The organism is Streptomyces sp. SAI-127, from assembly GCF_029894425.1.
In the GTDB taxonomy this organism is placed as follows: domain Bacteria; phylum Actinomycetota; class Actinomycetes; order Streptomycetales; family Streptomycetaceae; genus Streptomyces.
Map to the genome: position 1 here is coordinate 3,218,955 of NZ_JARXYJ010000001.1, position 14,553 is coordinate 3,233,507.

Below are 14,553 nucleotides of genomic sequence, written 5' to 3' on the forward strand. Positions count from 1 at the left end.
GACAGGTAGTTCGAACCATTTGTCGCCGCGCGATCTTGATCAGATCGTCGGGTCACGCCGAGCCGACGTGCAGCTCGGTCGCACACCCCACGCCCGGTGATCTCCCGATCCTGTCCGACAGCTACTGCTGCGGCGGCCACTGGCCTTGAGGCGGGGTCGGCTGCTGGTACGGGTTTTGCTGAGGCGCAGCCTGCTGCTGATACGGGTTCTGGTGCGGTGGGGCGGGCTGCTGGCCATACTGGGGGTAGGTCGAAGTGCCGCCGGGACCGCCGCTATTGTTCTTGTTCCGCCTGGACGCCTTGACGATCAAGAAAACGATCAGGCCGATAACGGCCAGACCCACGACACCGATGACAACCCAGATAAGCATTGCCTTCTGATCAGCCTTTTCTTCTTCTTCGCCGGGAGCGCTGGCGCCGGAAGCGGCCGGCTTCCCCTTCAGGGACTCCGGAACGGTGAGCGGACCGTACTTTGAGCCGGCTGGGATATTATCTTTCAAGGCTGCGAGCGGCTGGATAATCCCGTAGCCGTAACTCTGATCCGGCAGGGAGAGACTCTTCTCAGAGTCAGGCATCACCGCAGTCTTGACCAGGCGATTTGCAATCTGGCCCGCTGTCAAATCAGGAAACTTAGATCGGAGCAGCGCAGCTGCTGCTGATGTGTAGGCAGCAGCATCCGAAGTGCCAGATGCTGCGCGATACTCGTTTCCGGCACCCTTTGCGGAAACAATGTTAGCGCCAGGCGCCGTCAATGCGACAAAATCTCCCGGGTTCGATCCATTCCAGATCAACCCATCGTTCTTTACGGCACCGACCCCCAGCGCCCCCGGCGAAGCCGCCGGATAGCACTTGCCGCCCTTGTCATCTTCATTTCCCGACGCGCCAACCACCAGCACATCGTGACTCAAAGCATAAGCGACAGCGTCTGACACCTCGTCAATCTTTTGAGGGTCACTGGAATCGAAACACAAAGAGACGTTGATTACGGACGCGCCGTGGTCAACTGCATAGCGAATCGGTTCAGGAAGTCCCGGCCCATCAGTACCAAACGCTCGGATCGGCAAGATTTTTGCCTCTGGCGCCAATCCGACCACGCCAGCGTCCGCACCATGCCCATGAGCAGCAATGATTGATGCCATTCCTGTGCCGTGATTATCACCCGGATTTGGGGTTGCAGAGCCCCCATCCATGAAGTCCTTACCCGGGAGGACATTCCCTTGAAGGTCGACATGGCTAGCGTTCACGCCGTCATCAATAACGGCAACTGTGACGCCGCTACCTTTAGAAATCTTCCACACGGATCCGGCATTAAGAGCATCTAGGGCCCACTGGTCATCTCTGACCTGGTCTGCCGCTGCAAGTGAAGCAGAAGTGAGCAACAGCGCAGCGGTCAATGTGCCGCAGACCCCTGCGCGAAGTACCCGGGTGAAGCCCATCCGTGTGTGTTCCTCTCCTAGGTCTGTGCGGGGATGCTCCCTTCGGTGCATCCCCGCACAGACCTTCCAACTGCGGCATGCCGCGCGGTTTATTCCTCGATGACCCGAGGTGCCACGTTACGCTGCGGCGTCCAGGTCTCCTCGTCCTCTACCAAGTAGTCGGGACGCTCGCCCTCGCGCTGCTCTTCTTCTTTGCGGCGACCAGTCCGTGACCCGGGGGCGCCTGCGATGCCGCCCTTGCGGACCGCGCTGGCTCCCTTTCCTGCCGCACCGCGGCTGCTGTGCAGGCCCGAACCACCGGCAGTTCCCCGACCCGCACCTGCACCCGACTTGGGCGTGCCACCGACTACGCCACCACGAGCCGTGCCGCCGACCCGCCCTGCCGCGCCCTTGGCCGCACCTGCGCCCACGCCGCCAGCACCAGCGCGACCCGCCATGCCTGCGGCACCAGCACCAGCACGACCGACCATGCCTCCGCGAGCGGCACCAGCGGCACCGGCTCCAGCCGCACCACCTACGGCGCCACCAACAAAGCCAGCGCCACCGCCCAAGCCACCGCCGCCAGCAGTTCCGCCGCCAACCGTGCCTGTGCCGCCAAGCGTGGGCCCTCCGGTGCGGCCGCCTGAGATGCCGTCAATCGCTGTGCCGACATTTCCCGTGGGTGCAGTCGGCTTGTGTGCTCCGCCCGTGACACCTGAGGGCGGAGTCACAGACTTGGACGAGCTGATGCCGCTCGTCTGGGCCGTTCGGGCTGTACCCGAGGTAACACTCTGCGGGCTTCGAGGCGAACGGGCCGTCGGCACAGGCACGGGTGTCGGAGCAATTCCGCCGGGATCCCCCGGATAGTCTTGCTCATCGTCACGCCGGGGAAGCTTGTTCCACGACCCCATAGCCTTGGTCTGAGAGTTATAGGAAGCCCCCAGAGTTTCCATCTTGGCAGCCATCTTCAGCTGAGCTTCCCGACCGGCCGAAAGGTCGTCGTGGTTCGCGTCGAGGGCGTCCTGCGCACCCTTTCCAGCGGCCAGATCCTTGTTCAGACCGTCGTCGCTGCGGGTGAAGCCATCTCCCAGACTGTTGAGCGCGCTGGAAACCTTGCCCGGCTTCTCCATCGACATGACTTCGGGCTGGATGCGGCTCAGCATGGAGCCGGCATTCGCCATCGCGGTCGAGGTGTGGCTGGCGTACTTGGCGGTGTCACCGATGCTCTTGCTGACCTGCTTGGCCTTGGCAGCGAACCTTTCAGCAGCCACCCCCTTCCAGTGCTCCTGGATGCGGGCCACTTCTTTCTCGAACTCCGCCTGGATGCTGGTCAGCTGTGCCGACAGCCCCCGCCAGCCCTCCGCAACGCCCGAGACGAGTTGAGGCTTGGCATGCTGAAGCATGGCCTTCATCTCGTCCATGTTCTTGCCGCCGGCAAAGGCCGTCGTGTGCTTCTCGTTGAAGCACATATTCATCTCGGTGTAGTCGTAGTCGATCTGACCGTCGCTGTCAGCCATGCCCCTGTGCCCCCTCGTTGATTCGCACCTCAGCCTTCACCATGTTCATGGATCACTGCTTTCCCGCGTTGGGGAAACTCGCCTGGGCAGCGTAGTCAGAATCCTGGTACGCCCCATGCGCGTACTTCGTCTTCTGCCCGAACTCGTCCATGACGGAGTTGAGGTACCTCACAGCATCCTCGATGTACGTCTTGATCTCGTTATGAGCGTTGGCGAGCTTTTCCGCCTCGTCGAACCCGGTTCCGAGGGCACCTGCCGGAAGGTAGGTGTTGGTCTTCGAGTCCGTGTCCGCCTTGCCTAGATCACCGAGTACTCGGTTCAGCGCGGTGACAGTCTTCTCGAGTTCGTCGAGATCGACGCTTACTTCTTCAGCCATGTTCAGCTCCCCGTTGACTCCACGTTGTTACCCACACCCTGCTTACGTCGCCAGTCGCTCAGAACCCGCCCGCCCCCGAACAGAAGCAGCACCAACGCGAACCCGGCCGCCAGGACGTACAGCGCGTAGCGTTCCGTCCGTTGTTGTTCGGACTCGCCGAGGACCAGTGTCGCGGCCTGGACGTTGGCGGAGTCGCCCGCGGGGCCGGCCGTGTCCGGCTTCGGGCCGTCGGCCGAGGGCGCCGTCGTGTCGTCGTTGACCGCGGCGGCCGGGTCGATGACGCCCCAGCCCACGAAGTCGTCGCGGCCCGCCTTGGTCCGGTCCGCCGTCTGCTCGATCTGGGTGATGACCTGCTTGTAGGTCCACTCCGGGTGCTTGGCGCGGATCAGTGCCGCGACACCCGAGACGTACGGGGCCGCGAAACTCGTGCCCTGGTCGACGCAGTTGCCGCCCACCGGGACGGTCGAGACCATGTCGATGCCCGGTGCCGCGACGCCCACGAACGGGCCCGACTGGGAGAAGGGGGCACGGGCGTTGTTGCGGTCGGAAGCCGCGACCGCCAGCACGCCCGGGTACGCCGCCGGGTACGTCTCCTTGATCTTGCCGTCCGCACCGTCGTTGCCGGCCGCCGCGACGATCAGGGCGTCCTTCTCCTGGGCGTACTTGATGACCGCCCGGAATGTCTCGTCGACCGTCGGGTCCATCTTCGAAGCGGTGTCCTGCGAGATGTTGATGACCTTGGCGCCGGCGTCGGCCGCGTACTTTATCGCCTGGATCATCGTGCCGACGTTGCCGCTGCCCTGGTCGTCGTTCTGCCGGATCGGGATGATCGTCGCTTCCGGGGCGAGGCCGATGAACCCGGTGCCGTCGAGCTTCCGGGCCGCGATGATGCCCGCCACCTTGGTGCCGTGGCCCACCTTGTCGGTCTTGCCGTTGCCGCCCGGGTGCAGGAAGTCCTTGCCGTTGGCGACGGCGCCGCCCTTGAGCTGTGCGTTGACGGTGTCGACACCGGTGTCGATGACGGCGACCTTGACGTTCTTGCCCTTGGTGTCCTGCCACAGCTGGTCCAGGACGACACGCTGCAGCGACCAGGGCGTTCCCTTGATGATGTCGGACGGGAACGAGCAGCTGGTGTCGTCGACCTGGAAGCGCACGTCGTCGTCGGCCAAGGTGGTCCGCACGCGCTCCGCGGCGGCAATCGGTGTGGCCCCCGCCAAGGGCAGCCCACAGGCCAGTACCGCCACGGCGGCGGTGCCTGCGGCGCTTCGACGCGCGGTGCGCGATGCCCCGGATCCCACTGTGTTACGTCCTCCCGTTTTGTTCCTGAACGGGACGCATGAACCAGCTATGAGCGGAAAAGTCCATACGCCCCGTGAACCGCCGATGGGGGCGAGTGCGCGACAGCGCACCCGCCCCCATCAGGCGATCACGTCAGCCGCCCCAGATCTGGGCGTTCTTCGACTCGGTCGCCTGGTAGTTCTGGGCGGCGCTGTCGAGAGCCTTGGCGATGGCCTCCAGCGTCTGCTGCATGGAGGCGGCGCGCTGGTCCCACTCGGCCTGCTTGGCGCGGTAGGACTCCTGCGCCGAGCCTTCCCAGCTGGCGGAGATGCGCTTGACGCCGCTCTCCAGCTCGTCAAGCTGCGTACGGATCTTGCCCGCGGTGCTGCGGACGTCCTGCGCGGCCTGGGAGATCGTCGCGAAATTTACAAGAATCTGCCCGGACATCTCTTCTATGTCTCCTCAGATGTGTGGATGGTCGGTCTCGGACGTGCGCCGCGGCGCACGGATCCGATCATCCGAAGGGGGACGAGGCCGCGATGTTCTGGATGGACGCGCGCTGCTCCTCTTCCGAAGCCGCGTAGGCCTTGGTGCTCTGGTCGATCGCTTCCTTGATGTCGTTCAAGATCTGGTTGATCTTGTTGGCATCCTGGTTCACCTGCGACTGCAGGTTGTTGTACGCGGTGGCCGCCGAGCCCTTCCAGCCGCCCGTGATCGTGTCGATCACGGTCTGCAGGCGGGAGATTTCGCCCTGGATCGAGGAGTTGACCGAGGAGATCTTGCCGCTGAACGCGACCATCTCCTCCTCGGTCATGGTGAACTGCTGTCCAGCCATGTTGTGTCCCCCATGAGACGTAGGAGTTCTGAGTAGACCCACACCAGACACACCGCCGCCGAAGGGCGGCAGGCGTAGCCAGTCTGGTCTGGCACCACTCTAGACGCATCCGCCGACAGAACGAACATCCGAAGGGTTCTGTAGCAAGATCGCGATGAACTCAACTCACCTTTTTCACAAGTTGTTTGCTATGCGCGCGCGACGCGCGCGGCCAACAAAGCGGCCACCGGAGGCGACGGAGGAAGACACCACAAAGGCTCTCCCCCAGCCCCAACAGCCTGGAGGAGAGCCCTCGTTCCGGTGCGGACGCGGTACGGACGCCTGCTCTACGACCCCTGCGCCTGCTCCGCGTTCCCGCTGCTGAGCTCCGGCCCCGCCGCCAGCAGATCGGCCCACGCGGCCGGCACCGCGACCGGCTTGATCTTGCCGTAACCGAGCCTGACCTGGGCGGTGTTGGTCTCCTGGGTGTCGGCCTTCTCGCCGCCGGTGACCGAACTGTCGTTGCGTGCGGGGACCGAGTAGCGCAGGCCGGTGTCGGTGACGAGGAAGGTGCTGCCGCCACCGGCGTCGGCACCCGTGAGGCGCTTGAACAGAAGGCCGCTGCCGGGCGAGACGTAGGTCCGGGAACCGCTCTGGGAGAGGTCCTTGGGGTAGTCCGAGCCGGTCCACACCGTCATCAGCTGCGAGCCGGTCCTCTGGTTCTCCGCACCGCCGTGCCAGACACTGCACGAGATCTTGTTGCCGCCCCGCTCCCAGTGCGTGTTGGCCTGGACCACCGGCTCGTCGGGCCACCGCATCTCGTCCATCCACTCGCCGGTATCCGGGTGGATGTCGTTGAAGCCGACCTCCACCGGCGCGGGGGTCTTGCCCGCGTACACGGAGTTGATGAAAGGACTGCGCATCCACATCTGCGCCGCGAAGTCGGACACCGGCTGGACCTTGTCCTTCAGCACGACGTACTTCTGCTGCCCGGCTCCGGAACCGGCCTCGAGGATCATGCCCACCTTGGAGAGGTTGGGAGCGAGCCCCTCGACATTGGCGTCCGTCCCCGCCTCCTCCGCCATGTTGGGGAACACGAGGTCTCCCGCGGGGTTCAGCGTCTTGAGGAAGTCCGGACTGACGCTCTGCGGCTGCTTGCCGTCTCCGAACACGGCGCGCTCGATGTCCTGCAGCGAGTTCTTGCTGGCGAACCGCCAGGCCTTGCCGCCGATCAGGTAGGCGCTCCCGTCCGCGGTGACCATGTACCGCGGACCGTTCCCGCTGACCGAGGTGGGGTCCTTCGGGCCCTCGATGTACAGGACCTGGCGCTGGTTCAACTCGCCCTTCGTGTGCAGCAGCTTGTTGTAGTCGCTCTTGTCCAGCACGTACGTCGCGCTGACGGGCTGCCCGTCCTGCCCCGGCGACTGGCACAGCGCCCAGGTCTTGACCGTCTCCGCGTCCGACGCCGACGGCAGCCGGTCCGGGGCGAAGGGAATGCCGACGGTGGCGCCCATCGGGTACTTGCTGTTGTCGAGCACCGACTCCTTGATCTTCATGACCTGGGGGTTCTCGCCGTTCAGCAGCAGCTTGGCGGACGCCAGGTTGAGAACCGGGTGCAGGCTGAGCTTGTTCTCGCCCTTGGTCTTCACCAGTACATAGCGCGTCGTCGACTCGCTGCCGACGAGGATGTTCTTGCCCTGTGCGTCCCAGCCCTTCGGAGCGGTCGGGCTGAGCATGCCCCAGGCGCCGAATCCGATGAGCACCAGCGCCGCCACACCGAGACTCGGCAGGACGGTCTTGAGGGGCCGCGGTGCCGCCTCTTCCGAACCGTGCGGTGACGGCTGAAGAAACGCCGCCACCGTGCGCCTGCGCGCGAAGGAGTAAGCGTTCAGCTCATCCCGACGTGTCGCCATCGATGGGTCAACTCCCCGTTTTTTCGCTTTGTTGCCGAATGCGGAACTCCCCAGGGCCGCCCGGTAGTCCGTGGCGTTTGCTCCTGCAGGGGCCTCTACTATGCCGTGTGACGATCGCACCGTACGGTACGGGGTACGGTGATCCGCCGCCAGCTCAAGTCGCGGCCAGACAATGCAAAGGGGTTGTACCGGGGGATGAGCACTGCGACCAGGTCCCCGGCGCCGTAACGGCAGCCGTCGTACCCAGGAGAACCAGGGGCCGGGGCCGGAGCCGGCACAGCCGTCCACGCGCCCGAGTGCGGCCTCGCCGTCGCTCGCCAGGCGCCCCGGCAGCATCGGCCCCATCCGCGTCCAGCACCTGGTCGGCTTCGAACTGGCCGCCGCGGTCCTGCTGATCGGCTGGCTGCTGCGCCCCATCGGTCTCACCGTCGGCATCGTGCTGGCCGTACCGCTGGTCCTGGCCGGACTGCTGCGCCGGCGTGGGCGTCCGCTGCCCGAGTGGTTCAGCACCGCCCGCGCGCTCGGCGACCGCCGCAAGCGCAACGCCGAACCCGTGCCCCCCGGCACCGACCCCGGCTTCGCCCCGGCCGTCGAGTGCGACCCGGCGCTGCGCACCTACAGCTTCCAGGACCGCGAGCAGCGTGAGATCGGCATGCTCGGCGACGGCACCTTCCTCACCGCGCTGGTGCAGGTGCAGGCCGCGGACACCCCGCTGCGTCCTTCCTACGGCACCGGGGACATCCCCCTGGATCTGCTGCAGGGCCTGCTGGAGGTGGACGACATCCGGCTCGCCTCGGTCCAGGTCGTCCAGCACACCCAGCCCGCGCCCGCCCCGCATCTGCCTCCGCAGGCCATGGCGGTCCGCTCCTACGGGCCGCTGCAGGCCCAGAGCATGACACCGGGGCTGCGCATCACCTGGGTCGCGCTCAAGTTCGACCCGGAGCTGTGCCCCGAGGCCGTGGAAGCCCGCGGTGGCGGTATGCAGGGGTCCCGTCGGGCGCTGCTGCGCGTCGCCGACCAGCTGGCCAGCCGCCTCATGGGAGTCGGCATGCAGGCCAAGGTGCTGAGCGAGGCGGACATCTGCGGCGCCATCGCGACCTCCAGCTGTGTCAACCCGATGGCCACGACCGGCGGTGCCGCGCTCGACGGGAGCCGCTCGGGCCGCCGTACGGCCGAGAGCACCCGGACCTGGCGCTGCGACGACCGGCTGCACACCACGTACTGGATCTCCCGGTGGCCGCAGTTCGGCGGCGGCGGTCCGGCGTTCCCCCGGCTGGTCGGTGCGCTGACCTCCGCGCCCACGCTGGCCAGCACCTTCTCGCTCACCATCAGCAGGCGCCGGGGCAAGGTCCTCGCCCTGTCCGGGCACGTGCGCCTGACCGGCCGCGGTGAGAACGAACTGGGCGAGGCGGCCCAGCACTTGGAGCGAGCCGCGTCCGCGTTCAAGGTCGGTCTCGTCCGGCTCGACCGTGAGCAGCTGCCCGGAGTCCTGGCCACCCTGCCGCTGGGAGGTACCCGCTGATGTCCGCTCCCACCGTCCGTCCCTCCGGCCGCTCCGGCTTCGGATCGTCGACCCCGGGCTTCCCCGGACAGCGTCCCGGGCATCTGCCCCGCTCCCCCGAGCCCGCCCGGGTCGGTCCCGAGCGGCGGCTGCGCGAGGCCTTCGGTCTGCTCGGCCCCCGGCGTGAGCGGCACCTCGTCGACGCCGACGTACTGGCGCAGCTGACGCTGCCCGTCGGCGACGACGGTCTGATCCTCGGCATCGACCCCGACAACCAGCCCGCGGTGCTGGGACTGTGCCGCCCCACCCGCCTGGACATGGTGCTGGTCGGCGGTACCTGGCTGGCCCAGGTCATCGCCCTGCGCGCGGCGGCGATCGGCGCGCGGGTGGCCGTGGAGACGGCACGTCCGCAGCTGTGGGCGCCGATGGCGCAGGCGGCCGGCGGCGGCCAGCAGTGCGTGACGGTGCACCAGGTGGGGCGGATCGCCCCGCAGGGCCCGTCCCCGGCCAGCCCGGTGCTCATCATCCGCGACCTGGGCATCCGTCCGCCGCGCAGCCGTCTCACCACGGCGCCCTGGCAGTCGGTGCTGACCCTGCTCCCCTACCTCGGCCCGACCGCCCCGCGGCTGCTGGCCAACGCGGACGTCGTCGGCGTACAGCGGATCTCGCCGCAGGAGTCCGAAGTGGTCGGCAAGTCCATGCGGTTGCCCCAGGGTGATGCCGCGTCCCTGCCGTCCCTCTCCGACAACGTCGCCCTGTGGTGCACACAGAAGCACCGGCAGTACGTGATGACCCAGCCCACCGACGCGGAGACCGGTCTCCTCGGGGCGCCCCGCCGGATGGACTGACGGGCGGGCTCGTGACACGGCCAAGGTGTCGGCCCCTCACGCGAGTTCGTAACCGAACCGTTGCGCCGTGTGAGAGGGCCCAGGCCAAGTAGGGTGCTCGTGCACGAGGTTCGCTCATGAGAAAGGGCCCGCCGACCATGACTGACGCGGACGACATCGCCGCAAAGACACCGGACGAGGACGTCAAGGCGCGAAAGGCGCGGGAACGGGACGAGCTGTACGGCCTGGACATCTCCGGCGTCGAGTGGCACAGCGCGCCCGGCACCGAGGAGCACGAGGAGCGCGTCGAGATCGCCTACCTCCCCGAGGGCGCGGTGGCCATGCGGTCCTCCCTGGACCCGGACACCGTGCTGCGGTACACGGAGGCGGAGTGGCGGGCCTTCGTACTCGGCGCACGCGACGGCGAGTTCGACCTGGAGGCCGCACAGCACCAGGGCGGGCTCACCGCGGAGCAGGCGGAGTAGGCAGGACGGCCCGGCCTCGGCCGGGACAGAGCCGACCGCCCCGGGCTTCAAGAGACGGACAACCGTCACAAGGCCGACATCGAGGCAGGCACCGGCCCGTTGGGTGCGAGCCCACAGCGGACGGGCCTGCCCCGCCGACGCCGGTGGCGTTTACGCTTGATGCGGGTGCGACGTAAGAACCCACGGCTGGGTTGTTCGCGTCCAGGGGACTTCAGACGGATCGAACACCAGGAACGGTCGCCCCCAGCCCGGCACGTGAGTGCCCACACGGCACGAGGGTGCTCGACCCCACACCAGGAGGAATTGTGCAGAGCGATCGGGACGGGCTGCGCGCGGGCTGGACCACGCCCAGCGACGACCAGTCCGACGCGGAGTCCGCCACCGAGATGACGGGCGAGTTCACCATCGACTACGCCGCGCCTGCCTGGTACACGCAGAGCGCGGCGCCCGAGGCCGAGGCGGAACCTCCCGCGCCCGCCGCTGCCCCCACCGCGCCTGCACCGCACCCCGGTTACCCCGATACGTCCGGTTCCGCACCGTCGGCTCCCATCCCCGGCCCGCAGTTCGACCCGTCCGCGGGTCCGGCCGGCGCTGCGCCACCGCCCCCGCCGTGGGCGGGGAATCCCGGCGCGACCCCCCAGCCCCCGCAGAGCGGCTACGGCTACGGCTACCCCCAGCCGCCCGCGCCCCCGAACCCCCAGAGCGGCTACGGCTACCCCCAGCCGCCCGCGCCCCCGAACCCGCAGACCGGCTACGGCTACCCGCAGCCCCCCGCGCCCCCGAACCCCCAGAGCGGCTACGGCTATCCGCAGTCGCCCGCTCCAGTGGCACCGCCCGCGGCGCCGGTCGCTCCCGCACCCCCCGTGGCCCCGGTGGCTGCTGCCGCGACTCCCGTCTCCCCTGTAGCGCCCGCACCTCCCGCGCCCCCAGTGGCTCCCGGCTCCCCCACCGCAGACGGCGGCGCGGCTTCCGCCGGAGGTGAAGCGGAAGGCCGTATCGACGCGCCCTCCGCCTCCGCCACGGCGACGAGCGCCCCCCAGCCCCCCGCCGCCCCGTCGCCGGAGGCGCCCACCGCCCCCACCGCCCCCACCGCCCCCGAGCCTCCGGCCCCCGCCGAAGCCCCGCAGGGGTCCGCGGAGGCGGACGCCGAGGCACCGGCGGCCCCGTCCCCGAGCGAGGCCGGAGCCGCCTCCGCATCCGCATCCGCATCCGCCGACGAGCCCGGAACCGACGAGGGCACGGTCGCCACGGCACCGGAAGCACCCGAGGCACCGGAAGCACCGGAAGCCAACACACCCCCGGCCTCCGCCCCGAGCGCTGACGCCGAACCGCAGGCAGCCGCGCCCGACGCCCCGACCACGCAGACCGCCGCACCGGACCAGGCCCAGGCACCGCAGGCCGCCGCCGCACCCGAGCAGCCCCGGCCCGCCCAGAGCCCCACGCCCGAACAGCCCGAAGCCCAGCAGGAAGGCTGGCGCCCGCCGCCGGCTCCCCAGGGCGCCGTCCCGCCCCTCCCGCCTCAGTTCGCGTCGGCGGCCCCCGGTACGGCACCGACGTCGGCCCCGGAGTGGACGACGGGCGGACAGCCCGGTGCCCCGCTCCCGCCCGCGCAGCCGACGGCCGCGCCCCAGCCCCAGGCCCCGCAACCGGCGCCCGGGGGCTGGCCGGCCACCCCGCCGCAGCCCGAGGGCCAGCCGGCACAGGGCGGTTACGGCTACCCGCAGCCCCCCGCCCCGCAGAACCCGCAGAGCGGCTACGGCTTCCCCCAGCCCCCTGCGCCCCAGCCCGGCCAGGGCGGCTACGGCTACCCCCAGCAGCCCGCGCCCCCCAACCCTCAGAGCGGTTACGGCTTCCCGCAGCCCCCCGCTCCCCCGAACCCTCAGAGCGGTTACGGCTTCCCGCAACCGCCCGCCCCCCAGCCCGACCAGAGCGGCTACGGCTACCCCCAGCAGCAGGCCCCCGCACAGCCCGGCCAGCCGGGCCAGCCGGGTCAGCCGGGCCAGCCGGGTCAACCCGTGCCGCCGCCCCCGGCGCAGCCGCAGCCCCAGCCGGGGCAGCCGCAGTTCCCGGGACAGCAGCCGCCGCAGGCACCCCAGCCCGGCCCCTACGCGGGCGCTCCGGGCCAGCCCGGCGTGGACCCCCGTACCGGTGGAGCCTGGCCCGCGGCCGTCCAGCACGACCAGCGGCAGCAGGTCGCCGGCGCGGGCGCGCCGCTCGGCTACAACGCCGCGGTCGAGCTGACCTCGGACCGGCTGGTCAACAGCAAGAAGCAGAAGGCCAAGAGCAGCCGCCCCACTCCCGGTGGCTCGAAGTTCAAGCTCGGCGGCAAGAAGGAGGAGCAGGAGAGGCAACGCAAGCTCGACCTCATCCGCACCCCGGTGCTGTCCTGCTACCGGATCGCGGTGATCAGCCTCAAGGGCGGCGTGGGCAAGACGACCACGACCACCGCCCTCGGCTCCACCCTCGCCACCGAACGGCAGGACAAGATCCTCGCCATCGACGCCAACCCGGACGCCGGCACCCTCGGCCGCCGGGTGCGGCGCGAGACCGGCGCCACCATCCGTGACCTGGTCCAGGCGATCCCGTACCTCAACTCGTACATGGACATCCGCCGGTTCACGTCCCAGGCGGCCTCGGGCCTCGAGATCATCGCCAACGACGTCGACCCTGCCGTGTCCACGACGTTCAACGACGAGGACTACCGGCGCGCGATCGACGTGCTGGGCCGCCAGTACCCGATCATCCTCACGGACTCGGGCACGGGTCTGCTCTACAGCGCCATGCGCGGGGTCCTCGACCTCGCCGACCAGCTGATCATCATCTCGACCCCGTCGGTGGACGGCGCGAGCAGCGCCAGTACGACGCTGGACTGGCTGTCGGCGCACGGGTACGCGTCCCTGGTCTCGCGGTCCATCACCGTGATCTCGGGTGTCCGCGAGACCGGCAAGATGATCAAGGTGGAGGACATCGTCACCCACTTCGAGCAGCGCTGCCGGGGCGTGATCGTCGTACCGTTCGACGAGCACCTGGCGGCCGGTGCCGAGGTCGACCTCGACATGATGCGGCCGAAGGTCCGGGAGGCGTACTTCGACCTCGCCGCGATGGTGGCCGAGGACTTCGTGCGGGCCCAGCAGGAGCAGGGCCTGTGGACGGGGCAGGGCGGCCACCAGCCGCCGACCATGGCTCCTCCGATGCCGGGTCACCAACAGGCCCCGGCCGCGCAGCCGCAGCAGCCCCAGCCGCCGTTCCAGGGCTTCCCCGGCGCACAGCCCGGCCAGCCCTGGCAGACCGGCCAGCCGGGTCAGCCGGGCCAGCAGCAGCCCGGGTTCCCGCAGCCGCCGTACGACCCGAACGCGGGACAGCCGCCGCAGCAGTAAACGAAAGCGGTAGACGAAAGAGGGCCGGCACCACAAAGGTGCCGGCCCTCGTTCTTCGTCTCTACGCGCTTCAGGCCTCCGCGGCCTCGATCAGCTCACTGCACCGCTTCACGTCCTCGGCCATCGCCTTCAGCAGCGCGTCCAGCGACTCGAACTTCTGCTGTCCGCGCACATAGGCGAGGAAGTCCACCGCCACGTGCAGCCCGTACAGGTCGAGCCCGACGCGGTCGATCGCGTACGCCTCCACCGTGCGCTCGGTGCCGTCGAACTGCGGGTTGGTGCCGACGGAGATCGCCGCCGGCATCGCCTCGCCCTGGGCGTGCAGCCAGCCGGCGTAGACGCCGTCGGCGGGGATGGCGGTGTGCGGGAGGGTCTCGACGTTGGCGGTCGGGAAACCGAGCTCGCGCCCTCGCTGGGCTCCGCGGACGACCACACCCTCCACCCGGTGCGGGCGGCCCAGGATCTCCAGGGCGCCCTCCACGTCACCTGCGGCGACCAGGCGCCGGGTCAGGGTGGAGGAGAAGGGCTCGCCGCCGCCTGCCGTGCCCGACACGTACAGGTCGACGATCTCGACCTCGAAGTCGTACGTCTTGCCCTGCTCGACGAGGAAGTCGACGTTGCCCGCGGCCTTGTGGCCGAAACGGAAGTTGGGGCCCTCGACGGCCGCCTTGGCGTGCAGCTTGTCGACCAGGACCTTGACGACGAAGTCGGCGGGCGAGAGCTTCGAGAACTCCGTGGTGAAGGGGAGGATCAGGAGCGCGTCCACGCCCAGCTCGGCCATGAGCTCGGCGCGGCGGTGGTGCGGGGCCAGCAGCGGCGGGTGACTGCCGGGGCGGACGACCTCGCTGGGGTGCGGGTCGAAGGTGACGACGACCGAGGGGACGCCCAGCTCGCGTGCCCGGTCCACGGCATGCCGGATGATCAGCTGGTGCCCGCGGTGGACCCCGTCGTAGGAACCGATGGTGACGACGCTGCGCCCCCAGTCCTCGGGGATGTCCTCCAAGCCACGCCAGCGCTGCACTGTGACCGCTCCTCGTCGAACCCGTGTCCG

The 14,553-nt window shown here is 69.1% G+C and carries 12 protein-coding genes; 4 read left to right on the forward strand and 8 right to left on the reverse strand.

The window, feature by feature from the left end; translation table 11 throughout:
• Positions 1-121: 121 nt before the first annotated feature.
• The 7 genes from M2157_RS14565 to eccB form a co-directional block, all read right to left on the reverse strand.
• Positions 122-1,435 carry a S8 family serine peptidase gene (locus M2157_RS14565; protein ID WP_280862295.1) on the reverse strand — a complete coding sequence of 438 codons (1,314 nt, stop codon included), beginning with the start codon at positions 1,433-1,435 and terminating at the stop codon, positions 122-124.
• An 89-nt stretch (positions 1,436-1,524) separates the two neighbouring features.
• Positions 1,525-2,931 (reverse strand): hypothetical protein, encoded by a 1,407-nt coding sequence (locus tag M2157_RS14570; protein WP_280865448.1) that lies wholly within the window; start codon positions 2,929-2,931, stop codon positions 1,525-1,527.
• A gap of 52 nt (positions 2,932-2,983) precedes the next feature.
• A complete protein-coding gene (locus tag M2157_RS14575) occupies positions 2,984-3,307 on the reverse strand; it encodes a hypothetical protein (protein WP_280865449.1) in 324 nt (107 codons plus the stop codon).
• A 2-nt stretch (positions 3,308-3,309) separates the two neighbouring features.
• A complete protein-coding gene (gene mycP, locus M2157_RS14580) occupies positions 3,310-4,488 on the reverse strand; it encodes a type VII secretion-associated serine protease mycosin (protein WP_280865450.1) in 1,179 nt (392 codons plus the stop codon).
• 250 nt (positions 4,489-4,738) lie between these two features.
• The gene (locus tag M2157_RS14585) at positions 4,739-5,032 is read right to left on the reverse strand and encodes a WXG100 family type VII secretion target (protein WP_007385065.1); all 294 of its coding nucleotides are present in this window, start codon (positions 5,030-5,032) and stop codon (positions 4,739-4,741) included.
• Between the two features lie 67 nt (positions 5,033-5,099).
• Positions 5,100-5,420, reverse strand: a complete 321-nt coding sequence (locus M2157_RS14590; protein ID WP_007385064.1) for a WXG100 family type VII secretion target — start codon at positions 5,418-5,420, stop codon at positions 5,100-5,102.
• Between the two features lie 326 nt (positions 5,421-5,746).
• Positions 5,747-7,312: a type VII secretion protein EccB gene (gene eccB / locus M2157_RS14595; protein WP_280865451.1), complete on the reverse strand. Its 1,566-nt coding sequence runs from the start codon at positions 7,310-7,312 to the stop codon at positions 5,747-5,749.
• 334 nt (positions 7,313-7,646) lie between these two features.
• On the opposite strand from eccB, the gene eccE reads away from it, so the two are divergent.
• The 4 genes from eccE to M2157_RS14615 all read left to right on the forward strand — a co-directional run bounded on the left by eccE (position 7,647) and on the right by M2157_RS14615 (position 13,502).
• Positions 7,647-8,834, forward strand: coding sequence for a type VII secretion protein EccE (eccE, locus tag M2157_RS14600; RefSeq protein ID WP_280868203.1), 1,188 nt, complete (start codon positions 7,647-7,649; stop codon positions 8,832-8,834).
• Positions 8,834-9,661, forward strand: coding sequence for a hypothetical protein (locus M2157_RS14605; protein WP_280865452.1), 828 nt, complete (start codon positions 8,834-8,836; stop codon positions 9,659-9,661). The genes eccE and M2157_RS14605 overlap by 1 nt, the downstream gene beginning before the upstream one ends.
• Positions 9,662-9,798: 137 nt before the next feature.
• Entirely contained in the window at positions 9,799-10,125 is a 327-nt protein-coding gene (locus tag M2157_RS14610; RefSeq protein ID WP_266568565.1) for a DUF397 domain-containing protein, read from the forward strand.
• A 305-nt stretch (positions 10,126-10,430) separates the two neighbouring features.
• Positions 10,431-13,502, forward strand: coding sequence for an SCO5717 family growth-regulating ATPase (locus M2157_RS14615; protein ID WP_280865453.1), 3,072 nt, complete (start codon positions 10,431-10,433; stop codon positions 13,500-13,502).
• Between the two features lie 70 nt (positions 13,503-13,572).
• On the opposite strand, the gene M2157_RS14620 is transcribed toward M2157_RS14615, so the two are convergent.
• Entirely contained in the window at positions 13,573-14,523 is a 951-nt protein-coding gene (locus M2157_RS14620; protein WP_280862302.1) for a bifunctional riboflavin kinase/FAD synthetase, read from the reverse strand.
• Positions 14,524-14,553: the final 30 nt, after the last annotated feature.